Source organism: Sphingomonas sanguinis NBRC 13937, assembly GCF_001591005.1.
In the GTDB taxonomy this organism is placed as follows: domain Bacteria; phylum Pseudomonadota; class Alphaproteobacteria; order Sphingomonadales; family Sphingomonadaceae; genus Sphingomonas; species Sphingomonas sanguinis.
Window position 1 is genome coordinate 1 of record NZ_BCTY01000020.1, and the last position, 21,784, is coordinate 21,784.

The window sequence follows — 21,784 nt, forward strand, 5'->3', positions numbered from 1 at the left end:
TACCGGCTCACCTCGGCAGCACTCATTGTCAGCACCGTCATCGCTTGCACATCCTCGCTGCCGAGGATGGCCATGACACCGGCGACCCGCTGGCACTCGTTGTGCCTTTTCTATCTAGCGGAGGAGTGTCATTTCTACTTAGCACCTACAATTTGCTAGTCCGATAATATTGATTATGTTAAATGCAGAGCTTTTTGGATTTAGACTTTATGGATGGAGACAGGTCTGACGGACGTCTGACGATCTCGAACGCCGCGTTATGAACCCGCGTCTTCAGCCTCGATTGCCGCAACATCCATGTCTGGCGCCCGTACTACCTCAAGCGCGACGTTGGCGATCTCGACCGCGGTGATCTGAAGCTGCGTGATCGGCGTCGACGGCGCGTCCACACGCTCGAGGCCGTTCTCAGATATCTTGACGAGGAATCGGTCGACGTCGTTCAGGACGACGAACCTGATCGATTGTTCCTCGTCCAGCGCGAGCTGCTGGACGGTGCCCTCGTATGCGATCGTGAAGCACTCGTGGCTCGTCTTTGTCAGCACATAGGCGACGACAAACGAGTCTCCCTTCTTGACCGCTTGGACGGCCGGGTTGAGCCAGCCGAACGCGATCGCGTCGGTCTTCCCGCTAACTGCTTCCCGCTGCACCAACCAGTGCGCGATCGAGCCCGTCGCGGCTCCGATGAGGAGCATCGCGAAAAGCCACATTTCCAGCGCGAGGTCGGACGCATCGCGTGCCCCAGCGCCGCCGCGGGCGAGCGCGCGATAGATATTTGGATCGAAGCCGGGGTCGAAACAGACGCTTGTCGCCCGGCACCATGCCGCCTGGGCGGCGAAGAAGCCGGTTCCCAGAAGGTGCCCTGCGATGGTGCCGAACACCACGATGAACAGCGTCACCGTAGAGTTCGGCCGGTCCGGGGTTGGGCTGAGGAAATCGGTGCGCTCGCCGACGCGCCACCCTGCCCAGAAGCAGAGCCCCAGGAAAAGCAGCAGCAGTGCGAGGAACAGCGAGTAGCTGAACGTCACGGCCGTTACGCCGTGGCGGGAACCGCTACATCCTTGCTGTCGCGGTCACCGCCAGCGCTTGGATCGACCACATATACGCCGTTCTCGACGCGCGAGGCCTGACGCACGGCCGCCCACGTGCCGAACCTCCCCTTCACCTGCCGGGCCAGCCGCATAGATTTGGCAGTGTTCACGCGCCTGTCATTCTCCAACGCCTTAGATAGCGAATAATTCGTGAACATCCAACACGTGGCCGGGCGACGCCGGCCGGTGCTGTCGAGCCTACAGTCGGTCCTTAAGCGCCTTGGCCGGCGTGAATGTGATTTTCTTCGACGCCGCGATCGTGATCGCCTCGCCGGTCGACGGATTGCGCCCGGAGCGCTCGGGCGTGTCCTTCACCTTGAATTTGCCGAAGCCGGGAAGCGATATCTCCTCACCCTTGGCGGCCGCCTCCGCGATACCCTCGAGGAGCCCAGCCATGACCTCGAGGGCCTGCTTCTCGGTGACGCCCCGCTTGGCGGCAACGTCCTTGGCCAGATCCTTGGTGTTCATCGTCAAGCACGCTCCCCTTCATCTGTCGCTGTAGCGACCTGAAGCGATAATCGCGTCAGCGCAAGACAGGTAGCGCTCGACGATCCAGCTGACGCCTGGGGAGGCCGGCCACGCAGGTTGAAACCCGTAGGTTTCTCAAAGCGCAGAGCACAAGCCGGATTAGCCGGCGGGACCACATTAGCGTGGCTCGCTTCGGCAAACGTCGCATCAGCCGCCTGCCTTGACGGCGTGCCGGCCACGCGGTTTGGCCGCAATCGCTATGCTCGACAGATCGGTCGCGCGGTCGATTGGCACGCCCGCCGCTTTCCGCTCTGAGTAGCGATCAACAAGCTGAACCGCGTGCGGGCGCAGCAGCACCGTGAACCGCACCAGTTCCTCCATCATATCCACGATCCGGTCATAGTAGCTGGACGCCTTCATGCGCCCCGCGTCATCAAACTCGTTGAACGCCTTGGCAACGCTCGATTGGTTCGGGATCGTGATCATTCGCATCCAGCGACCCAGCACGCGCAGCGTGTTGACGCTGTTGAACGATTGCGATCCGGCCGACACCTGCATGACCGCCAGCGTGCGCCCCTGTGTCGGACGCATCCCGCCCATAGAAAGCGGCAGATGATCGATTTGAAGCTTCATAATGCTCGTGATCTGGCCATGCCGCTCCGGGCTGCACCACACCTGCCCTTCCGACCATAAGGACAGCTCGCGCAGCTCGTGGACGGCCGGATGGTCGTCGCCAGCATGTTGGTCAGGCAGCGGCAGGGTCGATGGATCAAAGATGCGCGTCTCGCAGCCGAAGAACCGGAGCAGGCGTGCCGCTTCCTCAACGCACAGCCGGGAGAAGGACCGTTCGCGCAGCGAACCGTAGAGCAGAAGGATACGCGGCGCGGGATCGAGCGGGCCGAGCCTCACGGCGGGTCGCTGGATGGCATAGGCCGGATCGAGCGCCGGCATGATATTGGGATCGGCGAGCGTGCGGAGCGGCATCAGAGGGCTTTCACGAGGTAGGCGGCCGACGCGGGGCACAGTGCGGTGAATTCGCGCGATGCGGCGATGGCCGAGGGAGCAGCGCCGCGATCGGCATCGGCATAGCCGAGCGCCCGGAAGAATGGTGCGGCCGTGGTCGTCAGGAGGTGCAGGCGCTCCACCCCGAGGTCGTGTGCCTGTCGTTCGAGGGCGGCGACCAACACCCGCCCGAGGCCATGTCGACGTCGATCGGGGACGACGACGATCGAGCGGAGCAAGCGGTCGGACCCTTCTCCCTCGAGCCCACCGAAACCGACGAGGCTATCGGCCTCAATCCGGATGATCAGGCGGCCGGGATCGGCGATATCGGCACTCGGCAGGTCCGCGGCATCGAGCAATTGTGCCAAGCCAGCCAGACCGGCAGGTTCGAGCAACGTGGCGACCGTTCTGGTCATGCGATGCTAATCCTGATTGCAAGCGCCGCGAGCGTGATGAGCAGCACCGGTACGGTGAGCGTGACGCCGACACGGAAGTAATAGCCCCATCCGATCCGCACGCCCTTTTGCCCGAGGACATGGAGCCAGAGCAGCGTCGCGAGTGAGCCGATCGGCGTCAGCTTGGGGCCGAGATCGCAGCCGATCACATTGGCGTAGATCATCGCTTCCTTGATCGCGCCGCTCGCGTGCGTGGCGTCGATCGAGAGCGCGCCCACCAGCACCGTCGGCATATTGTTCATAACCGACGACAGGACCGCTGCGATGACGCCCGTTCCTAGCGCCGCGCCCCACACGCCGCCTTGCGCGGTGCGATCCAGCAGTGCTGCCAGATGGTCGGTCAGGCCGGCGTTTCGCAGGCCATAGACGACCAGGTACATGCCGAGCGAGAAGATCACGACCTGCCAGGGTGCGCCGCGCAGCACCTTGGCCGTTGGGATCACATGGCCTCGCCCCGCGATCACCAGCAGCAGGATCGCGCCGGCAGCGGCGACGGCGCTGACAGGGACGCCGAGCGGTTCGAGCAGGAAGAAGCCGGCGAGCAGCAGTGCAAGAACGATCCAGCCCGCGCGGAATGTCGCGGCATCGCGGATCGCGTCACGCGGCGCGCGCAGCGCGCCTACGTCATAATCCGCCGGTATGTCGCGCCGGAAGAACAGCAGCAGCGCGCCAAGCGTCGCTGCGATCGACACCAGGTCGACCGGCACCATCACGGACGCATAGTCGCCGAACCCGATCCGGAAGAAGTCGGCCGACACGATGTTGACGAGGTTCGACACGACCAGCGGTAGGCTGGCGGTGTCGGCGATGAACCCCGCCGCCATGACGAACGCCAGCGTCGCCTTGTCGTTGAAGCCCAGCGCCCGCAGCATGGCGATGACGATCGGCGTCAGGATCAGCGCCGCGCCGTCGTTGGCGAACAGCGCGGACACCGCCGCACCGAGCAGCACGATCAGAACGAACAGCCGGCGACCATGCCCCCTCCCCCAGCGCGCGACATGGAGCGCCGCCCATTCGAAGAATCCGGTTTCATCGAGGAGTAGGCTGATAACGATGATCGCGACGAACGCGGCTGTTGCGTTCCAGACGATGCCCCACACCACCGGCACGTCGGACAGCGTGACGACGCCTGCAAGCAGCGCCACGACGGCCCCGCCCATCGCGCTCCACCCGATCCCGAGGCCTTTGGGTTGCCAGATGACGAGCGCGATCGTCGCAACGAAGATCAGGACAGCAAGGAGCATCAGGCGACGCGCTGGCCCGATGCGTCCACCACTTGCTCGCCGTCTTCCTTTGCGAACGCTCCGAGCTGATTGGTCGGCAGCAGGTCGAGCACGGCTTCGGAGGGCCGGCAGAGCTTCACGCCGAGCGGCGATACGACCAGCGGCCGGTTGATGAGGATCGGATGCGCCATCATCGCGTCCACCAGCGCGTCGTCGGATAGCGACGTGTCGCCCAAGCCCAACTCCGCATAGGGCGTCCCCTTCTCGCGCAGCAGTTCGCGGGGTGTCATGCAGGCGCGATCGATCAGCTCGACCAGCAACGCGCGGGCTGGAGGGGTTTTCAGATACTCGACCACGTGCGGCTCGATGCCGGCGTTGCGAATAAGGCCGAGCGTGTTGCGCGACGTGCCGCACTCGGGGTTGTGATAGACGACGACATCGACGGCCACAGGGCGTCCTTTCAGCAGCAGGGGGTGAGTTCGGCGACGAGCGGCGCGCACAGCTCCGCATTGCCGGCGCAGCAGTCCTTGACGAGGAACAGCGTCAGCGCGCGCAGGCCGTCCAGATCGACACGGTAGATGATCGAGCGGCTATGCCGTGCGGAGCGGACCAGGCCAGCGCGGGCGAGGATGCCGAGGTGCGCCGACAGGGTGTTCTGCGGCACGTCGAGCTGACGCGCGATATCGCCGGCAGCCAAACCATCCGGTTCGTGCCGTACCAAGAGGCGGAACGTGTCAAGGCGCGTTCCTTGTGCAAGAGCACCCAGCGCCGAGATGGCATCCTCGTTTTCCATATATCCAGCATAATGGATATGCTTGGTGTGTCCAGCCCCGTATACCCTGCCTTACCGGTCGTTGGCCGGGATGGTTGGGGCCAGGGCTTGGTTGATGCGACAAGCAGCGACCCTGTTGCGGCTACCAGGCGTCACCTCAAGGTTTGTTCGCCAGACAACGATTTCTCGGACATAAGCGGAACATGGGCTACGCTACACGCTTCAACCGCGCCATTGGCTCGTTGAGTGGGTGGAATTCACCTGCTGGAAGTCGCCTGGCCTGCTCCCAGAGGTAATCGCCGGTCAGACTGATGTGCGCCCAGCCCATCGGAGAAAGGTGCGCAAGCAGTGCCGCATCGAACGTCGTGCCGACAGCGTTGAGGTGCTGGGCGGCCCGGTCGAGATAGACCGTGTTCCAGTAGGAAATCGCCGCAATCAGCAGGTTCAGCCCAGATGCGCGAAATTCCTGATTTTCCAGCGAGCGATCGGTGAACCGACCCTGCCGGTTGGTATAGATGGCGGCGGCAAGCGTGTGCCTCGCCTCGCCTTTGTTGAGACCGGCCTGACAGGCACGTCGCAGTTCCGGTTGTTCAAGCCAATCGAGCGTGAACAAAGTGCGCTCGATACGGCCCAGTTCAGCCAATGCAAAATCCAGCCTGTTCTGGCGTTTGTAGGCGGCAAGTTTTCGCAAGATTACTGACGGCGCCACCGTGCCATCCTTGATTGAGGCGACAATCCTGACGATGTCATCCCAATCGGCCTCGATCGCTGCCGTTTTGATGGTGCGGCCCATCAGATTTTTGATGCCCTTGTATGTCGATGGCGCAGCGATCGAACCCAGCTTGCGGTCGCCAATATCGCGCAGCCGGGGCGCGAAGCGGAACCCGAGTAGGTGGCAGAGTGCGAAAACATGATCGGTGGCGCCGCCGGTATCGGTATAGTGCTCATGCAACGGAAGGTTGCCGGCGCCCAGGACAAGCCCGTCGAGCACGTAAGGCGCTTCACCTGCCGTCGCGGACATGATCCGTGATCCGAATGATGCGAAGTGATCGGAAAGGTGAGAATAGATTTTCACGCCAGGTTCGGCGCCATATTTGGCATTGACGTCCGCCGCCCCTGAACGGCTCCGCCCCGACCGGAAGAACTGGCCATCGGACGACGAACTGGTGCCAGCGCCCCAATGCCGCGCGAAGGGTAATTCGTGATGGGCTGAGATGATCATGGCCAGCGCGGCCTGATAGTTCTCGGGTGAAAGATACCAGTTGTGGGTCCATGCGAGTTGGGCATAGCTGACGCCTTCGCTGGCATTGGCCATCCGCTCCAGCCCGAGGTTGGTGCCATCAGCCAGAATTGCGGCGAGTACCGTGCTGGGGTTGTCGTGCTCCTTGCCTGAGCGCAGGTCACGGAATGCGTTCAAAAAACCAGTGCGTTCGGCGACTTCAAGCAGCAGCTCGGTGATGCGCACGCGGGGAAGCAGGGTATCGAGCTTGCGATCGAGGGCTTCAGCTTCCGGTGGGGTGACAGGCGGCATTTGCTGAAGCTTGAGCCGGTCTCGTTCGAGCGACACTCCCTCAAGCTTGTTTGTTTTCAACTGCTTGGCAAATCGGCGCAGCCGCCAGTCAAGATTTCGTGCCCGGTCAGCGAGGTAGGATGCAGCATTTGAATCGAACGGAAGCACATCCGCCACTTTGGCGGCGTCGCGCCGACCCAGCAAATAGGCATCGAAGCGCTGATAGTTGCGGGTTCCCTCGATCCATACATCACCGGCGCGCAAACGATCACGCAAGGTTGCCATGATCGCAATTTCATAACGTCGGCGGTCGATACGGCCGCTTTCGGTGATGAGACGCTTCCACTGCCGATTGGGGAATGGCAGTGGAACGCCATCGGGAAGGTCGCGCGACTTTCGTGTGTTCGCATCGCGAATGACATCGATGGCTTTGATCAGTGCCGTCCCTGTTCCAGACGCCTTGAAGGTGAAGGTGTCCAGAAATGCCGGGCTGAGACGCCGTAGCGTGGCGTAACGCTCGGTTGCCGTTACCAGTGCGTCCTCGCCGGCAAGATCAGCAAGGGCATCTACTTGGGCCTTTGCCGCAACAAGCCGGTGCCAGCCCACCGCTTCGTCAATCAATTCGAGCGGATCGCCGCCATTCTGGACAGCCTCATCAAGTGCTGTAATCGTGGCGCCAAACAGCCGCATGAGTTGCCCCACCGACTGAATACTATCTTGGTAGCGACGCTCGCGCCCACGCCGCGCGCGCGTGAACATGCCGCCGATAAGTCGGTCAAACATTTGGATCGCGGCATCGGCAAGTCTGGCCTCAAGGTCGATCACTGCGGCCGTCAACGTCGCCCGCCTGCGATTGACGCTGTAATCCGAAAGCAGGAATGCCGGTGCCACGCCGCCCTCGCGGACAAATTGGGCAAAGCGGAATTCCGGAATGGCGCCCCCAACTACCGGGTGGATACCTATGCCGCGAACATAGCGCAGGCGCTCAAGCAAGCCATTGATATTGGCCGCAGTCGGGGCTTCTTCGAAATTACGCAACCACGCCAGCGGTGTCATGCCGAAATCCGGGTTGTTGATTACGAGTTCGTCTAGCCGTGTCAGTTCAGCAGAGCTGAGGCCTTCGACGATTGCGGCTGCGGCAGCTTTGCGTGCGCGTGCCCGGCCAGCAAGACCGGCGCGTTCCAGTGTGTCGCCCGACGGAAGAATGAACCGCTCACCCTTCAGGCCAACCATGAGGGCGCGAACAATCGGTTCACCTCTGTCTGTATACTCGGCGGCTTGCGCGGCAAGATTCAGGGCAAGTGCCAGGTCGCCGCGTCGAAACGGGCGTATGCCAAGATAACGCGCCACGAGATCGGCATGATCGGTACGGGTTTGCGCGCGCTGACCATATGCAGAGAAGGAGGAAGGATCGACGAATAACTGTGCCGCGAGGTACTGAAGAATGACGTCGGGAAGCCCGATCTCGGGTTGCAGACCAAAGCCGGGATGTCGCATCAAAGCGATTTGTGCAGCCAGACCGAGGCGATTTGCTGGACCATAGCGGCGCCCAACCAATTCAACATCTTCCGCAGAAAGGGTATAATGCCCAATGATCGCGGTTTCTTGGACAGGAGGATCGAACAGGCGCCGGCGCTCGTCTCCGGTCAGAAGTCGGCGTCGTGCCATTTTGCTCTCCCGCTGAGGCGAATAACAAAATTGACACCAAAGCGGCTTGCACTGGAGGGAGGCCATTCGTTGCCGGTTGATCCCCGAACAATCACCCGGCGCAGCAAGACAGTTTGGCGACATCCTTATCAAACGTTTGGGCCGCCAGTTTGAGGCCTTCCACAGTGGTCAGGTAAGGAAATATCGTTGCACCCAATTCCAGGGTGGTCATGCCGTGTTTGATCGCCAGCACCAGTGTCTGGATCGAATCCGCGCCTTCGGGTGCCATGATCTGGCCGCCCAGCAAACGGTCGTTCGCCTTGTCGGCAATCAGTTTGATGAGACCCCGCGTATCGCGTGCTGCCAGTGCCCTTGGCACAGCATCGAGCGGGAGCAGCGAAACCTTGATGTCCAGGCCTTGCGCCCGTGCTGTCGTTTCAGTGAGGCCGGCGCTGGCGACTTGCGGGTCGGTGAAGACGACGGATGGCATGGAGGAATTGTCGTAGCGGTATTGGTTGCCCGTCACCGCGTTGCGCGCGGCCAGTTTTGCGCCATAGGCGGCCATGTAGACGAACTGGTCCCGTCCCGTTACATCGCCCGCCGCGTAAATGCCTGGAACCGACGTTTCGAGGTGGTCATCGACGACGATTCCACCATTACGGGCAAGCACTATGCCGCGCTCCTCCAGCCCAAGCCCGTCGCTATTGGGTCGGCGTCCGGTGGCGATGAGCACCTGTTCCGCCGCGACGGTGTCACAATGCCCCTCGCAGGTCAATTCGACCCCGCTCTGTGTTTGGGCGATACGCTGATAGCCGACACCTGCGCAAACCCGCACGCCCTCGGCTTCCAAATAGTTTTTCAGCGCGGCACTCACTTCCGGGTCCATTTCGGGGAGCAGGCGGCTTCGGCAGCAGATGGTGACATCAACGCCCAGACGCGAAAACATCTGTCCCAGTTCTACCCCGATCACCCCGCCACCGATCACCAGCAGCGATTTGGGCAAGCGATCCAGCGCCAGCGCCGATGTGCTGGTTAGGTAGGGCACGCTGTCCATCCCCGGAATCGGCGGCACGGCGGCGTGCGCACCCATCGCCAATATGACCTTGCCGACCTTCATGGGCGCATCGCCGACAATCAGCGCACCATCGGCAAAGCGTGCCTTGCCCTCGATATAGCTCACACCGTCATAGGCGGGCAGCAGATCGACATATTTTTTTTGGCGCAGCGTCGTGACAAGATCGTCCTTCGACGCCGCCAATACGGACCAGTCATCCATCTGGACAGCGCCCCCAAGGCCGGGAAAGCGCGCGGCGGCAAGCCCACCATGCACCGCTTCGGCGGCGCGGATCAGCGTCTTGGAAGGAACGCAGCCAACATTGACACAGGTGCCGCCAATCGTGCCGTGACCGACGAGCGCCACTTTCGCGCCCAGATCGGCAGCGGCGATCGCGGCGGAGAACCCGGCAGAACCCGCGCCGATGACGGCCACGTCAAATCCTTCCTGCCCGGGGCGGTTGCAACAGTCGTTCATTGCTTATCGCTTTCTTGAGGCGCTGGCGGCGCCCCGCTCAGTTTTGAATAGCGCGCGCCGGATAACCCGCGTTGGTTGATGCAGCGGCAATCGCAGCAGCATTGGTGCGGCGCGGGTTATAGGTTGCGCGCGCGGTCTTGGCTGCGAAATCGACCGTGACCGCCGTTACCCCGGCGACGCCTTCCATCGCCTTCTTCACGGTGATCGGGCAGGTGGCGCAGGTCATGTTCTCTATGGCAAAGGTGGTTTGCTTCTGAGCGGTTGCGGTAGCCGCGGGGCGATCTTGCGCCGTGCCACTAACTGCATAGGCGACCCCGCCGCCAGCCATAGCCAGCACGGCCATAGCGATACATACTGTCTTTTTCATGGGTATTTCCTTTCAATAGAACCAGGGTGCCCACCAGTCGATGGTGAGCGCCAGGATGGCGACGGCAAGGCCCAGCCACAGCACCGCCTTGGTGGTCCAAGCCGATTGTGGACGAGCGCAGTAGGAACCGTCTTCACAGGGCGGTTTCGGCTTGAAATAGACATGCCAGAAGCCGTAGCCGAGCAGCGCGAGCGTTACGCCTGCGACATAGGGCTTGTAAGGTTCGAGCGCCGTCAGGTTGGCGATCCACGCGCCGGAAATTCCGAGCATAACCAACAGTAGCGGGACGACGCAGCAAGCCGAGGCGAGCCCCGCGCCGATCAATGCGCCCGCCGCAACCCAGTTTGCCTGCTTCGGCTCGTGGTTTTCGGTGAGGGCTGGCTGTCCCGCTTCCGGCGTTGAGACCATGGCTTGAATCCCTTGTTCCAACTGAGTGATTCGCAGTGTAGGCTCTGTAGCCACTACAGACTCAAGAGGTATTTTCATGGAGCAACAGGTCGGCATCTTGCGTGCCCAGCTTGCCCGGAAAACAGGCTGCAATCTCGAAACCATCCGCTATTACGAGAAGGTGGGATTGCTGCCGGGGCCGCCTCGCAGTTCCAACGGCTACCGCGTCTATTCGCCGGAACTGGTGCAAAGGTTGCAGTTCATCCTGCGCGCGCGCGACCTTGGCTATGCAATGGATGAGATACGGTCATTGTTGTCGCTCACCGATACCGGTGCACAAACCTGCGCGGAGGTTATGGCGAGAACCGAACTCCACCTTGAAGATGTCCGCCGCCGCATTGCAGATTTGCAGAAGATAGAGGTGACGCTGGCGACCACGTTAGCCAGATGCACTGGAGATGACGTTGCCGAATGTCCCATCCTGGAAGCACTCCAGTTTTTACCCCATCAAGGCAATTGACGCCATCTTTGAGGGATTTGATTTCGTGATGTCAGCTTGGAGTATAGCCTAACCGGACGTCAGGGCGCTACCGCGGTTTCTGTCAGATTAGGGTACTAAACGGAATTTGTTGACGAATGTCGTTGCGTATCATAGATTTCAACCTGACATTTTGATGGAGAGAGTGCGCAGTGAAGGGGCAACGGATCGGCTATGTCCGGGTCAGCACGTTCGATCAGAATGTGGATCGCCAATTGGAAGGTCAGTCGCTCGATCGGACCTTCACCGACAAGGCATCGGGCAAGGACGTCAACCGCCCCCAGCTTGAGGCTCTGCTCACTTTCGCCCGCGAAGGCGATACCGTCGTCGTCCACAGCATGGATCGGTTGGCCCGCAATCTGGATGACCTGCGCAAGCTGGTCCAGGGCCTCACCAAGCGAGGTATCCGGATCGAGTTTGAGAAGGAAAGCCTGTCCTTCTCGGGGGAGGACTCCCCGATGGCCAATCTGATGCTCTCGGTCATGGGTGCGTTTGCTGAGTTCGAGCGCGCCCTGATCCGCGAACGGCAACGCGAAGGCATTGCGATCGCTCGGCAGCGCGGCGCCTATCGGGGGCGGAAACGGTCGCTCTCGGATGAGATGATTGCCGATCTGCACCGCCGCGTTGCCGCCGGTGAACGCAAGGCGACCATCGCGCGCGACATGGGCATCAGCCGCGAAACCCTCTACCAGTACCTTCGCGCCGCTGCCTGACACCAATGTTCACATTATGTCCGGAAAATCGTTGTTCAGCGTACAAAGCTTGAGGTGACGCCCGATAGTCCCCGGCATAGGCCACGATGACATGGTTGAGCTTGCCGCATGAAGGGCAGGTCGATTGGCGTGTCTCTTCGGTATAGCTCATGAGCTTCCCCGGGGTTTGGGGTCAGCGCCCCGCTGTGCTAAATCAGCGAGCGTAGGGATTGGCGGCGTCATTACCCCTTTTGGAAGGGGGCCATGCTTCTGCCCGAAGCGCCAATCCCTACGTTCCGAACCGGCCTTGGACTGACCGGCCCCACACGCCGCTTTCGCGGCGCGCGATCCTTGAAACCTATGCCGTTTTCGTCTCAGCCTTCGCGCGTCGGCGCTTGTTCTGATCCGTCACCTTCTCGAACTCCGGCGCGATCGTCTCCAGCTTGGCGATCAGTCCGGACAGATCGTAGCCATTGCTGTCCTGGCCCTTGTGCCGCTTGAAGCGCTCGACCCGTTTGATGAAACCCTTCGTCTCCAACGCGGTCAGGTGCCGCTGAACCGTCCGTGCGTCCTTGCCCATACGGCGGGCGATCGTGTCCTTGGCAGGATGCGGATCGTGATCGGCCGACCACCAATGGCTGATGAGCTGAAGCAGCACGTTCAACTCGTCAGGCTTCAGACCCATCTTGGCCTGGCCCCACAACAGGATCGACGGGATCATGCTGTAGCCACGCGACAGGACGGCATCCGGCCACTTGTCCTTCCGCTTCTTCGGCTTCGCCACCGCCGCGATCGAAAAGACGTTCGATCCTGCCTCCTTTGTGGTATCGTCGGGTTGCTTGCTCATGATGGTGGAAATAGCACATTCGCGCACCATTTCCAGAGGGGGTGGGGAGACAAAAACGTCGCCCACTCGGAGACATTGTTGTCCCTAGTGAGGGAGGCACCAATGTCTCACGAAGCACAGTGAGCCCGTAAACACGATACCGTGTAATCAGGATAAGGAAGCATATAGGGCGGAGACAGATTTGCCTCCCCCAAAATTTGTCGGAGCGCGTTTGCCTCGCCCGAGCGGTCACGCGGCGACCCGCCGTCAATTTTTAATTGAATCCTCAGACCCGAACATCTAGATAGAGGACAACATGGCCGTCCCCGCTGTTGCCTATGGCATCAAGGGGCGGCCTTCTTCATATCTGGGGCGATGCTTCCGCCCTACGCCAAACCCCATCTCAGCTTCGCCGACCAGCTCGCCCTCCTTGAAGGCCGCGGTTTGGGCGTCACCGACCAAGCCAAAGCCATCCGCCATCTTGAGCGAATCGGCTACGGTCGCCTGTCGCCCTATTGGCAACCGCTGCAAGAGCGCATCCCCGATCCCGACGATGCCACGCGCACCATTCGCACCGACCAGTTTCAAGCCGGTGCCGAGTTTCGCCATGCCGTCGATCTCTATCTCTTCGACAAGCAGCTCCGCTTGCTCTTCCTCGATGCCATCGAACGGATCGAAGTCGCGCTGCGCGTCGATCTCGCCCATGCGCTCGGGAATCGTGACCTGTTCGCCCATCGATCGGTCGCCTACCTCGATCCCAATCGTGCGAACGCTAATTTTAAAGGCACGACCCGGCACCTGAGCTGGTTGGCGAAGGCGGACGATTCCGTCGACCGCTGTAAAGACGATTGGGTGTCGGAGTTCTACAATACCTACACGCCGCCAATGCCGATCTGGATGGCTGTCGAGGCATGGGATTTTGGAACGCTATCCTGGCTGCTCGAAATGGCGCATCCCAACGACCGTTTCGCCATCGCAAAACGCTATAATCTGCTCCCCGACACGCTGGTGAGCTGGATCAAGAGCCTTGCCTTCGTGCGCAACATCAGCGCGCATCATTCCCGGCTGTGGAATACCGGCATCATCAACCAGCCCCAGGTGCCCAAAGCGTTCGAGGCGCCGCGCATGGTCCATATCGGCAACGACGTCGTGCAGCGGAACCGTGTCTATGGCGCGGCGGCAGTTGCCTCCTATCTCGCCAAGCGGATCAATCCGGGCACATCGTGGAGTGGCCGGATGAAAGCACATTGGCTTTCCTTCCCCGAAATGCCATTCGCCAGCGCCGCGCAGGGCGGGTTTCTCGAAGGCTGGGATCAGGAAGCGATCTGGGCCTAATGCGCCCGGTAGCGGTCTTCAGGAGGTGTGCCACGTGGCACACCCCTCGCCGCGCGGCGCATCACCAGTATTTTGAGATCGCGCGGAACTGCTCCACCGCCGCCTTGGTCCCCTCACCTTCTTCGGCATGGACTAGGCAATGGTCGATATGATCGTTGATGAGCGCGCGCTTGGCGCTGGCGATGGCGTTTTCGACCGCTTGAAGCTGTTGCGCAATATCGACGCAGGGGCGCTCCTCTTCGATCATGCCGACGATGCTACGCAGATGACCAGCGACGCGGTTGAGCCGTTTGACGATTGCGGGGTGGCTGGTGTGAGCGTGATGGGCCATCCCCTTATTTAGTGCGCGTGAGGGGCTGCTGTCGAGTATCCCCCAGGGGGGATAGACTCGATCCCCCGGGGGGGATATAGCGCGATCATGCTCAGTGTCCTCGCCAACCGCACGTATCGGCACCTTTTCCTCGCGCAGATCATCGCGCTTGTAGGAACGGGACTGGCGACGGTCGCGCTCGGCTTGCTCGCTTACGACATAGCTGGCGGCAGTGCCGGGGCGGTGCTGGGGACTGCGCTTGCGATTAAGATGGTCGCCTATATCGGCGTCGCGCCGATCGCCGGCGCGTTCGCCAATCGCGTGCCACGCCGTGCCTTGCTGGTCGGAATGGACGTGATCCGCGCCGGTGTCGCCATTTGCCTGCCGTTCGTGAACCAAGTCTGGCAGGTCTATATCTTGATCTTCGTCCTGCAATCGGCATCGGCCGCGTTCACGCCAACCTTTCAGGCTACGATCCCGGACGTCCTCCCGGAGGAACGCGACTATACCCGCGCGCTGTCCCTGTCCCGCCTCGCCTATGACATGGAGAGCCTGACGAGCCCGATCCTCGCGGCCGGTCTTTTGACGGTGATGAGCTACCACTGGCTGTTCTCGGGCACCGCGATAGGCTTTGTCGCGTCGGCGCTGCTGGTCGTATCGACCGTCCTGCCCCGACCGGCGCCGGTTGAGGCCGAGGGCGGCATCTACGACAAGACGACGCGGGGCACGCGTATATACCTCGCGACGCCTCGCCTGCGCGGATTGCTGGCGCTGACCCTCACCGCTGCCGCCGCGAGCGCAATGGTGATCGTCAACACCGTCGTTATCGTGAAAGGCATGGGCCTAAGCCAGCGCGACGTCGCGTTGACCCTCGCCGCCTTCGGGGGCGGCTCGATCACCGCTGCGCTGACCCTGCCTCGTATCCTCGATCGGATTGCGGATCGGACCGTCATGCTGGTCGCCGCCGCTATCCTGACGTTGGCGCTCGCGGCCCTCGCCGCGATCACCGCCATCATGCAGCCAGGCCCGGCCTACTGGCATGTCCTGCTCGGCGGATGGTTGGTGCTGGGCGTCGCCTATTCAGCGAGCGTCACGCCATCGGGACGGCTGCTACGTCGGTCGGCGAACGCCGATGATCGCCCCGCATTGTTCGCGGCACAATTCGCACTCAGCCACGTCTGCTGGCTGGTCTGCTATCCGCTCGTCGGCCAGCTCGGCGCTCGCGTCGGAATGGAGGCGGCGTTCGGTGCGATGGCCGTTCTTGCTGCGATCGGCACCCTCGTCGCCGTCCGTATATGGCCCGCGAACGACCCCGACGTGATCGCGCATGAACATAGCGACCTCGCCGCCGATGATCCGCATCTCGCGGTCCACAGCCACGGCGAACATCCCTATGTGATCGACCGTCGCCATCCAAAATGGCCGGGTAAGTGATTTCCTTGCCCCGTTCCCAACGTCCGCCTACGCTGCGCACGATGGCGATGCGTCGTTCCTCTTCCGCGCTGTTCGGAGCCGTGCTGGCGCTCGTCGCCATGCTCGGCCTCGTCGCGGCGTCGTCGTGGCACAGCGCGATGGTCCATGACCATGTGCCCGTGCAAGTCGCCGCCGTCGACCATGACCATGACCATGCGGCTGCGGCCGAGCATAACGATCACGCTCCCGCCAAGCAGACTGGCGGCGACAGTCCGGTGCATGTTCTCGCTCATGCCGCTGGTCATTGGGTCGCCTTCGACGGGCCGACGACTGCGAAAGTGCCGGCGATCGTCGCCGCTCGCGCGTGGTCGATCCTCACCACATCGCTGGCGAGCGGTATCGATCCTTCCAAGCTCCTGCGCCCTCCCCGCGGATGAGTCTCGCCGGCGCGTGACGCGCCGACAGACTTACCCCTGGAGGATTATGGATTATGAACGGCAGTTATCGCCGGCAGCGCGTGCTTGCGCTGGCCGGCACGCTCGCGGCGCTATGGCCCGCGGGTGCAGCGTGGTCGCAGACCGCGCCCCCTTTCGCACAGCTTCTGAACCAGACGCGCGATGTGCCCCGCGTCACGGTCTTGGAAGCCGACGTCGCCCGCGCGCGGGGCCTTGCCGAGCAAGCTCGCGCGCGGCCTAACCCGTCGATCAACGTCTATGCCGAAAATTTCGCGGGCGACCTCGATCGCAACGCGCGCAACCAGCAGCAAACGACGTTCCAGATCGATCAGCCCATCGAGCTGGGTGGCAAGCGATCAGCCCGGATCGCCGCCGGTGAAGCCGGCATCGTCGCGGCGCAGGCGCGCAATCGCGATGGTCGCCTTGTCTATGCGACCGAGCTGGCACGCGCCTATGCCGGCGCCGAGATCGCCGATCGGCGCATCGCTATTGCCGAGGACGAAGTTGAGGAGGCGACCGACGACCTGAAGGTGGCCCGCGCCTTGGTCGGCGCTGGCAAGGAAGCCCGCCTCCGGCAGGTGCAGGCTGAAACAGAACTCAACACGCTTCAGGCCGACCTCGAAAACGCGCGCGCCCTCAAGACGGCCGCGCTGGCACGCCTGTCCGCGCTGGCCGGTATTACAACCCCCTTCACCGGCCTGTCGGAATCACTCTTGGATCGGCTCGACGCCAAGCCGGCGTTCGGCCCCATCGACCCTATGCAGGCGACGATGGTGCGCGTTGCAGAAGCCGAACGGGACGCCGCAGCGCGAGCGGTGACGGTGCAACAGCGCCTCGCCATCCCCAACGTCACCGCGCAGCTCGGCGTGCGCCAGCTTCGCGTCGCGAGCGGCCCCGCCGTCGTTGCCGGCATATCCGTCCCGCTGCCCCTCTTCGATCGCAACCGGGGCAACATCTCGGCGGCACGTGCCGAACTGCAAGGTGCCGAGGCGCGTGCCGCAGCAGCCCGGCTCGAAGCCGAGGCGGGGACACGCGCTGGTCTCGCACTGGTAGAGGCAGCCGACGCTCGCGCCGCTGCCGCGCAGCGGACGTTGGCGACCGCCCAAGAGGGCTATCGCCTCGCTCGCGTGGCCTACGAGGCGGGCAAAAGCCCGCTGATCGAACTCCTTGCCGCGCGTCACAATCTCGGGGTCGCCCGTGGCGTCATCCTCGACGCCGCCGCAGCGCGCCTCGACGCTCGCGCCAATCTGGCCCGTCTGCAGGGCCTCACCATCACCGGAGAAGCGGTGCAATGACCGATAAAAATCGTCTCTACACCGGCGCCGCCATTGGCCTGGTCGCTGCCGCTGCGCTTGGGTTCGGCGCTGCGCGCCTCACCCAATCGTCCACCCCCGCCCCTGCCCCTACGGAAGCCGCAGCGCCAGCAAAGCCGTCGAACACGGTCGCGATGACGCAACAGGCGCTTTCAGCATCGCAAATCACTGTAGCCCCGGCGGCATCCGGCGAGCTGGACGCCGCGATCCTTGCCTCCGCCACGGTCGAGGCGACGCCCGACGCCGAGGCGGTGCTGACCGCGCGCGCGCCAGGCACGGTCAGCCGTATCATGGTCCGCATCGGCGATCCGGTTCGCGCCGGCCAGACCCTTGCATTGGTCGAGAGCCGCGACGCTTCACAAATCGCAGCCGACCGCTCGGCCGCATCCGCGCGCGTCACCCTCGCCGCGCGTCAGCTCGAACGAGAGCGCGGTTTGCTCGCGCAGGGTGTGACACCCCGCGCCGACTATGAATCGGCACAGGCCAACCTTGCCGTCGCCCAGGCCGACGCTCGCCGGGCTAGCGCCGCCGCGGGCGCGGCTCGCGTGTCGGGCGACGGTCGATCGGTTGCGGTCGTCAGCCCCGTTTCGGGGCGCGTTACCAATGCCGGTGCCAATCTCGGCCAGTTCGTCGCGGCTGAAACCGAGCTGTTCCGCGTCGCCGATCCGAGCCGGCTTCAGATTACCGCAAGCGTCCCGCCTGCCGATGCTGGCCGTGTCCGAGAAGGCGACAGGGTAGAGCTGACCACCACAGACGGTCGCACGATAGAAGGGCGGGTGCGTTCGGCGACCGGCGTCGTCGATCCGCAATCGCGGACCGCGACGGTCGTCGTCACGCCGACCGCCGGCGGCAGCACGCTTGCCCCGGGCCAGCTTGTTCAGGCTCGCATCCTCGCCAGTGGCGGGGCCGCAAAGAGCGGCGTGATGGTGCCGCAAGACGCGGTGCAGACGCTTGGCAGCGACAGCGTGGTGTTCGTCCGCACCGGCCAGGGCTTCCGCGCGCAGCCGGTTCAGATCGGCAGCCGATCGGGCGGGATGGTGGCGATCACCGGCGGCCTTGCCGCCGGCACGCAGATCGCCACCACCAACGCTTTCCTTCTCAAGGCCGAGATCGAGAAGGAGTCGGCGGAATGATCGGCCGCATCCTCTCCCTTTCGGTCCGGATGCGATGGCTTGTCGCCTTCCTGACCCTCGTCGTCATCGGCTTCGGCCTCTGGCAGATCACCAAGCTGCCGATCGACGCCGTGCCCGACGTCACCAACCGGCAGGTCCAGATCAGCACCTTCGCGCCGACGCTGGGGCCGGTCGACATCGAGAAGCAGGTGACGTTCCCGGTGGAGACGGCGCTTGCCGGAATACCAGGGCTTGAGATGACCCGCTCCATCTCACGCAATGGCTTCAGCCAGGTGACAGCGGTCTTTACCGACCGCACCGATATTTACTTTGCGCGCCAGCAGGTGACGGAACGGCTCGCACAGTCGCGCGACAGCCTTCCCGCCAACGCGCAGCCGATCCTCGCGCCGCTCAGCACCGGGCTTGGCGAGATCTTCTTCTATTCGGTCGCCTTCCGCCATCCCGACGGCAAGGGCCTGAAGACGGTCGACGGCAAACCGGGCTGGCAGTCGGACGGCAGCTACCTCACCCCCGAGGGCGAGCGGCTGACCACCGAACTGGCGAAGGCCGCCTATCTCCGCACGGTGCAGGACTGGATCATCCGCCCGCAGATGCGGGCGGTGCGCGGCGTCGCCGGCGTCGATTCCAACGGCGGCTATGTGAAGCAATATCTGATCGAGCCGAACCTCAACGCGCTCGCCAGCTATGGATTGTCCGTCACGGAGCTGGCGGATGCGATGGAGCGGGCCAACCTCTCCGCCGGGTCGAACTATGTCCGCCGCGCTGGCGAGAGCTTCCTTGTCCGCGCCGATGCTCGTCTGAAGTCGATCGAAGACATTCAGGAAGCCGTCGTCGCGACCCGCAACGGCGTCCCCGTTCGCGTCAAGGACGTGGGCCAGGTGGTGATCGGCGGTGCGGTCCGCACCGGCTCCGGCAGTCGCATGGGATCGGAAGCGGTCATCTCGACCGTGCTGATGCTGGTAGGCGACAACAGCCGCATCGTCGCGACAGACGCCGCCGAGAAGCTGACGCAGATCAACAAGGCGCTGCCGCCCGACGTGTTCGCCGAGCCGGTCTATAACCGCTCAAAGCTCGTCAACGCGACGATCGCGACGGTGGAAAAGAACCTGACCGAAGGCGCGCTGCTCGTCATCGTCGTGCTGTTCCTGCTGCTCGGCAACATCCGCGCTGCGCTCATCACCGCCGCAGTCATCCCGATTACCATGTTGATGACGGCCGCAGGAATGAACGGGCTGGGCGTGTCGGGCAATCTGATGAGCCTCGGCGCGCTCGATTTCGGGTTGATCGTCGACGGCGCCGTCATCATCGTCGAGAACGCGCTTCGCCGCCTCGCCGAACGCCAGGAGCATGAAGGCCGGCTTCTCACCCGCGAAGAGCGGATGGAGGAAACGACGCTCGCGGCCAAGGAGATGGTGCGGCCGACCGTTTATGGTCAGCTCATCATCTTCCTCGTCTTCGTGCCGCTGCTCACCTTCCAGGGCGTTGAGGGCAAGACGTTCGCGCCGATGGCGATCACGTTGATGGTGGCGCTCGCCTCTGCTTTCGTCCTGTCGCTTACCTTCGTTCCCGCGATGATCGCGATCGTCGTCAAGGGCCGGGTCAGTGAGACGGAAGTGAAGCCGATCCGCTGGTTCAAGGAACGCTACGCCCCCGTGCTGGGCCGGGCTGTCGCCCGCCCGATGCCCTTCATCCTGGGCGGTGTCGGCGTGTTCGTCGCGGCCGTGCTGAGCTTTGGCTTCCTCGGCGAGGAGTTCATGCCGCAGCTCGACGAGAAGGACATAACCGTCACCAACTTCCGCGTGCCATCTGCGTCGATCGACCAATCGACGCAGATGCAGCTCCAGATCGAGAATGCATTGAAGACGCTGCCGGAGGTGGCGCTGGTCTTCTCCAAGAACGGTAACGCCGACCTCGGCACCGATCCGATGCCACCCAATGCGTCGGATACCTACGTCATCCCCAAGCCGGAGAACGAGTGGCCGACGGAGGTGAAAAGCAAGGAGGACATTCTTCGCCGCATCGAGGAGCGGATGAAGCCGCTGATCGGCAACCGGACGGAGATCCAGCAACCGATCCAGATGCGCTTCAACGAGCTGATCGCCGGCGTTCGCGCCGACGTCGCGATCAAACTTTACGGCGACGACCTCGACGCGATGAGCGAACAGGCGAAGCGCATCGCCGCCGTCATGCGCACGATCCCCGGCGCTGGCGACGTGAGTGCCGAACAGACGTCCGGCGCGCCGACCTTCGACGTGCAGATCGACCGTCAGGCGGCGGGCCGTTACGGCCTGTCGGTCGAGGAGGTGGCGAACACCGTCTCGGCTGCGCTTGGCGGGCGTGAGGCCGGGCTGCTGTTCGAGGGCGACCGGCGGTTCGACGTCGTGGTCCGCCTGCCCGACGCGCAGCGGGACGACCTTGAGACGCTGGGGTCGATCCCGGTGATGCTGCCCGCTGCCGAAGGTCAGGTGGCGCGCTCGATCCCGCTAAGCCAGGTCGCCCGGTTCAACTACACCCAAGGGTTGAACCAGATCAGTCGTGAGAACGGCAAGCGGATGGTGGTCGTGCAGATCAACGTGCGTGGGCGCGACCTTGGCGGGTTCGTCGAGGAAGCGCAGGCGAAGATCGGCCAGATGCAGCTCCCCGCTGGCATGTATACCGAGTGGGGCGGCACCTTCGAGAGCCTGCAATCGGCTCGGCTACGCCTGCTGATCGTGGTGCCGATCTGCTTCATTGCGATCTACGCCCTGCTCTACATGGCGCTCGGCAGCTTCGTGTCGGCGGCGATCGTGTTCTCGGCGGTGCCGATGGCGCTTGCCGGGGGCGTGTTTGCGCTGCTGCTGCGCGGCATCCCCTTCTCGATCACCGCAGCGGTCGGGTTCATCGCCCTGTCGGGCGTCGCCGTCCTCAACGGCCTCGTGATGATGAGCGCGATCGGGAAGCATCGCGAGGAAGGGGCGAGCGACGATGACGCGATCGTGGACGGCGCAATGGAGCGCGTCCGCCCGGTGCTGATGACCGCGCTGGTGGCATCGCTCGGCTTCGTGCCGATGGCGCTCGCCACCGGCACAGGTGCCGAGGTGCAACGGCCGCTCGCAACCGTCGTCATCGGCGGCCTCATTACTTCGACCGCCCTGACCTTGCTGGTGCTGCCAGCGATCACCGCCCTGGCGGGCCGGTGGTCGCAACGGCGACGCCCCGACCCTGCCACCCCGACGCACGCGCTCGCGTGATGAAGCGGAGACAATTTACCGTGGAAACATCATCCAACCGCCCGTGGCGCCTCCCGCTGCACTTGAGAGGGGTGACGACGTTCCTTGCC

General features: G+C 63.3%; 21 protein-coding genes. 8 read left to right on the plus strand and 13 right to left on the minus strand.

Features of this window, described 5'->3' with window-relative positions:
- Positions 1 to 257 precede the first annotated feature (257 nt).
- From SSA01S_RS09955 to SSA01S_RS10005, 11 genes are all read right to left on the minus strand, one after another.
- Complete coding sequence (locus tag SSA01S_RS09955) at positions 258 to 1,025, minus strand: hypothetical protein (protein ID WP_042469218.1); 768 nt, start codon at positions 1,023 to 1,025, stop codon at positions 258 to 260.
- A 261-nt stretch (positions 1,026 to 1,286) separates the two neighbouring features.
- Entirely contained in the window at positions 1,287 to 1,556 is a 270-nt protein-coding gene (locus tag SSA01S_RS09960) for an HU family DNA-binding protein (RefSeq protein WP_042469217.1), read from the minus strand.
- Between the two features lie 207 nt (positions 1,557 to 1,763).
- Positions 1,764 to 2,540 (minus strand): arsenical resistance protein ArsH, encoded by a 777-nt coding sequence (arsH, locus tag SSA01S_RS09965; RefSeq protein WP_042469215.1) that lies wholly within the window; start codon positions 2,538 to 2,540, stop codon positions 1,764 to 1,766.
- Positions 2,540 to 2,974 (minus strand): arsenic resistance N-acetyltransferase ArsN2, encoded by a 435-nt coding sequence (arsN2, locus tag SSA01S_RS09970; RefSeq protein ID WP_042469214.1) that lies wholly within the window; start codon positions 2,972 to 2,974, stop codon positions 2,540 to 2,542. Before arsN2 ends, arsH begins: the two co-directional genes overlap by 1 nt.
- On the minus strand, positions 2,971 to 4,257 hold the full coding sequence (locus SSA01S_RS09975; RefSeq protein WP_042469213.1) for an arsenic transporter: 1,287 nt from the start codon (positions 4,255 to 4,257) through the stop codon (positions 2,971 to 2,973). The genes arsN2 and SSA01S_RS09975 overlap by 4 nt, the downstream gene beginning before the upstream one ends.
- Positions 4,257 to 4,685, minus strand: coding sequence for an arsenate reductase (glutaredoxin) (arsC, locus tag SSA01S_RS09980; RefSeq protein ID WP_042469211.1), 429 nt, complete (start codon positions 4,683 to 4,685; stop codon positions 4,257 to 4,259). The genes SSA01S_RS09975 and arsC overlap by 1 nt, the downstream gene beginning before the upstream one ends.
- 11 nt (positions 4,686 to 4,696) lie before the next feature.
- Positions 4,697 to 5,029 carry an ArsR/SmtB family transcription factor gene (locus SSA01S_RS09985; protein ID WP_042469209.1) on the minus strand — a complete coding sequence of 111 codons (333 nt, stop codon included), beginning with the start codon at positions 5,027 to 5,029 and terminating at the stop codon, positions 4,697 to 4,699.
- A 187-nt stretch (positions 5,030 to 5,216) separates the two neighbouring features.
- On the minus strand, positions 5,217 to 8,186 hold the full coding sequence (locus tag SSA01S_RS09990) for a Tn3 family transposase (protein ID WP_061780289.1): 2,970 nt from the start codon (positions 8,184 to 8,186) through the stop codon (positions 5,217 to 5,219).
- 91 nt (positions 8,187 to 8,277) lie between these two features.
- The gene (gene merA / locus SSA01S_RS09995) at positions 8,278 to 9,654 is read right to left on the minus strand and encodes a mercury(II) reductase (RefSeq protein ID WP_021222959.1); all 1,377 of its coding nucleotides are present in this window, start codon (positions 9,652 to 9,654) and stop codon (positions 8,278 to 8,280) included.
- Between the two features lie 79 nt (positions 9,655 to 9,733).
- Complete coding sequence (locus SSA01S_RS19100; RefSeq protein ID WP_004213249.1) at positions 9,734 to 10,063, minus strand: heavy-metal-associated domain-containing protein; 330 nt, start codon at positions 10,061 to 10,063, stop codon at positions 9,734 to 9,736.
- A 12-nt stretch (positions 10,064 to 10,075) separates the two neighbouring features.
- A complete protein-coding gene (locus SSA01S_RS10005) occupies positions 10,076 to 10,471 on the minus strand; it encodes a mercuric transporter MerT family protein (protein WP_014072602.1) in 396 nt (131 codons plus the stop codon).
- Positions 10,472 to 10,547: 76 nt separating this feature from the next.
- On the opposite strand from SSA01S_RS10005, the gene SSA01S_RS10010 reads away from it, so the two are divergent.
- Together SSA01S_RS10010 and SSA01S_RS10015 are read left to right on the plus strand one after the other, a co-directional pair.
- Complete coding sequence (locus SSA01S_RS10010; protein WP_014072603.1) at positions 10,548 to 10,970, plus strand: MerR family transcriptional regulator; 423 nt, start codon at positions 10,548 to 10,550, stop codon at positions 10,968 to 10,970.
- 170 nt (positions 10,971 to 11,140) lie between these two features.
- Positions 11,141 to 11,701, plus strand: a complete 561-nt coding sequence (locus tag SSA01S_RS10015; protein ID WP_004213255.1) for a recombinase family protein — start codon at positions 11,141 to 11,143, stop codon at positions 11,699 to 11,701.
- A 337-nt stretch (positions 11,702 to 12,038) separates the two neighbouring features.
- Here SSA01S_RS10015 and SSA01S_RS10020 read toward each other — a convergent pair whose 3' ends face one another.
- Positions 12,039 to 12,527, minus strand: a complete 489-nt coding sequence (locus SSA01S_RS10020; RefSeq protein WP_061780290.1) for a helix-turn-helix domain-containing protein — start codon at positions 12,525 to 12,527, stop codon at positions 12,039 to 12,041.
- 354 nt (positions 12,528 to 12,881) lie between these two features.
- On the opposite strand from SSA01S_RS10020, the gene SSA01S_RS10025 reads away from it, so the two are divergent.
- Positions 12,882 to 13,841, plus strand: a complete 960-nt coding sequence (locus SSA01S_RS10025; protein ID WP_042469203.1) for an Abi family protein — start codon at positions 12,882 to 12,884, stop codon at positions 13,839 to 13,841.
- A gap of 61 nt (positions 13,842 to 13,902) precedes the next feature.
- Here the strand turns inward: SSA01S_RS10025 and SSA01S_RS10030 are convergent, their stop codons facing one another.
- Positions 13,903 to 14,172: a metal-sensing transcriptional repressor gene (locus SSA01S_RS10030; protein WP_042469202.1), complete on the minus strand. Its 270-nt coding sequence runs from the start codon at positions 14,170 to 14,172 to the stop codon at positions 13,903 to 13,905.
- Positions 14,173 to 14,259: 87 nt separating this feature from the next.
- Between SSA01S_RS10030 and SSA01S_RS10035 the strand changes: the two genes are divergently transcribed.
- Genes SSA01S_RS10035 through SSA01S_RS10055 form a run of 5 tightly spaced genes read left to right on the plus strand, consistent with a single transcriptional unit; the run spans position 14,260 to position 21,695 of the window.
- Complete coding sequence (locus tag SSA01S_RS10035) at positions 14,260 to 15,585, plus strand: MFS transporter (protein WP_061780291.1); 1,326 nt, start codon at positions 14,260 to 14,262, stop codon at positions 15,583 to 15,585.
- A gap of 41 nt (positions 15,586 to 15,626) precedes the next feature.
- Complete coding sequence (locus SSA01S_RS10040) at positions 15,627 to 16,001, plus strand: hypothetical protein (protein WP_061780292.1); 375 nt, start codon at positions 15,627 to 15,629, stop codon at positions 15,999 to 16,001.
- Positions 16,002 to 16,054: 53 nt separating this feature from the next.
- Positions 16,055 to 17,314 carry a TolC family protein gene (locus tag SSA01S_RS10045; protein ID WP_042469198.1) on the plus strand — a complete coding sequence of 420 codons (1,260 nt, stop codon included), beginning with the start codon at positions 16,055 to 16,057 and terminating at the stop codon, positions 17,312 to 17,314.
- The gene (locus SSA01S_RS10050) at positions 17,311 to 18,465 is read left to right on the plus strand and encodes an efflux RND transporter periplasmic adaptor subunit (protein WP_042469196.1); all 1,155 of its coding nucleotides are present in this window, start codon (positions 17,311 to 17,313) and stop codon (positions 18,463 to 18,465) included. The genes SSA01S_RS10045 and SSA01S_RS10050 overlap by 4 nt, the downstream gene beginning before the upstream one ends.
- Complete coding sequence (locus tag SSA01S_RS10055) at positions 18,462 to 21,695, plus strand: efflux RND transporter permease subunit (RefSeq protein WP_042469194.1); 3,234 nt, start codon at positions 18,462 to 18,464, stop codon at positions 21,693 to 21,695. Before SSA01S_RS10050 ends, SSA01S_RS10055 begins: the two co-directional genes overlap by 4 nt.
- The last annotated feature ends 89 nt before the right edge of the window (positions 21,696 to 21,784 follow it).

Excerpts from the sequence above, each read along its gene's own strand:
- SSA01S_RS10035 (WP_061780291.1), top strand. The coding sequence starts at position 14,260 with ATGCTCAGTGTCCTCGCCAACCGCACGTATCGGCACCTTTTCCTCGCG.
- SSA01S_RS10030 (WP_042469202.1), bottom strand. The coding sequence starts at position 14,172 with ATGGCCCATCACGCTCACACCAGCCACCCCGCAATCGTCAAACGGCTC.
- SSA01S_RS10055 (WP_042469194.1), top strand. The coding sequence starts at position 18,462 with ATGATCGGCCGCATCCTCTCCCTTTCGGTCCGGATGCGATGGCTTGTC.
- SSA01S_RS10050 (WP_042469196.1), top strand. The coding sequence starts at position 17,311 with ATGACCGATAAAAATCGTCTCTACACCGGCGCCGCCATTGGCCTGGTC.
- SSA01S_RS10005 (WP_014072602.1), bottom strand. The coding sequence starts at position 10,471 with ATGGTCTCAACGCCGGAAGCGGGACAGCCAGCCCTCACCGAAAACCAC.
- SSA01S_RS09975 (WP_042469213.1), bottom strand. The coding sequence starts at position 4,257 with ATGCTCCTTGCTGTCCTGATCTTCGTTGCGACGATCGCGCTCGTCATC.
- SSA01S_RS10025 (WP_042469203.1), top strand. The coding sequence starts at position 12,882 with ATGCTTCCGCCCTACGCCAAACCCCATCTCAGCTTCGCCGACCAGCTC.
- SSA01S_RS09960 (WP_042469217.1), bottom strand. The coding sequence starts at position 1,556 with ATGAACACCAAGGATCTGGCCAAGGACGTTGCCGCCAAGCGGGGCGTC.
- SSA01S_RS10010 (WP_014072603.1), top strand. The coding sequence starts at position 10,548 with ATGGAGCAACAGGTCGGCATCTTGCGTGCCCAGCTTGCCCGGAAAACA.
- SSA01S_RS09985 (WP_042469209.1), bottom strand. The coding sequence starts at position 5,029 with ATGGAAAACGAGGATGCCATCTCGGCGCTGGGTGCTCTTGCACAAGGA.
- arsN2 (WP_042469214.1), bottom strand. The coding sequence starts at position 2,974 with ATGACCAGAACGGTCGCCACGTTGCTCGAACCTGCCGGTCTGGCTGGC.
- SSA01S_RS09990 (WP_061780289.1), bottom strand. The coding sequence starts at position 8,186 with ATGGCACGACGCCGACTTCTGACCGGAGACGAGCGCCGGCGCCTGTTC.
- SSA01S_RS19100 (WP_004213249.1), bottom strand. The coding sequence starts at position 10,063 with ATGAAAAAGACAGTATGTATCGCTATGGCCGTGCTGGCTATGGCTGGC.
- SSA01S_RS10040 (WP_061780292.1), top strand. The coding sequence starts at position 15,627 with ATGGCGATGCGTCGTTCCTCTTCCGCGCTGTTCGGAGCCGTGCTGGCG.
- SSA01S_RS10045 (WP_042469198.1), top strand. The coding sequence starts at position 16,055 with ATGAACGGCAGTTATCGCCGGCAGCGCGTGCTTGCGCTGGCCGGCACG.
- arsH (WP_042469215.1), bottom strand. The coding sequence starts at position 2,540 with ATGCCGCTCCGCACGCTCGCCGATCCCAATATCATGCCGGCGCTCGAT.
- SSA01S_RS10020 (WP_061780290.1), bottom strand. The coding sequence starts at position 12,527 with ATGAGCAAGCAACCCGACGATACCACAAAGGAGGCAGGATCGAACGTC.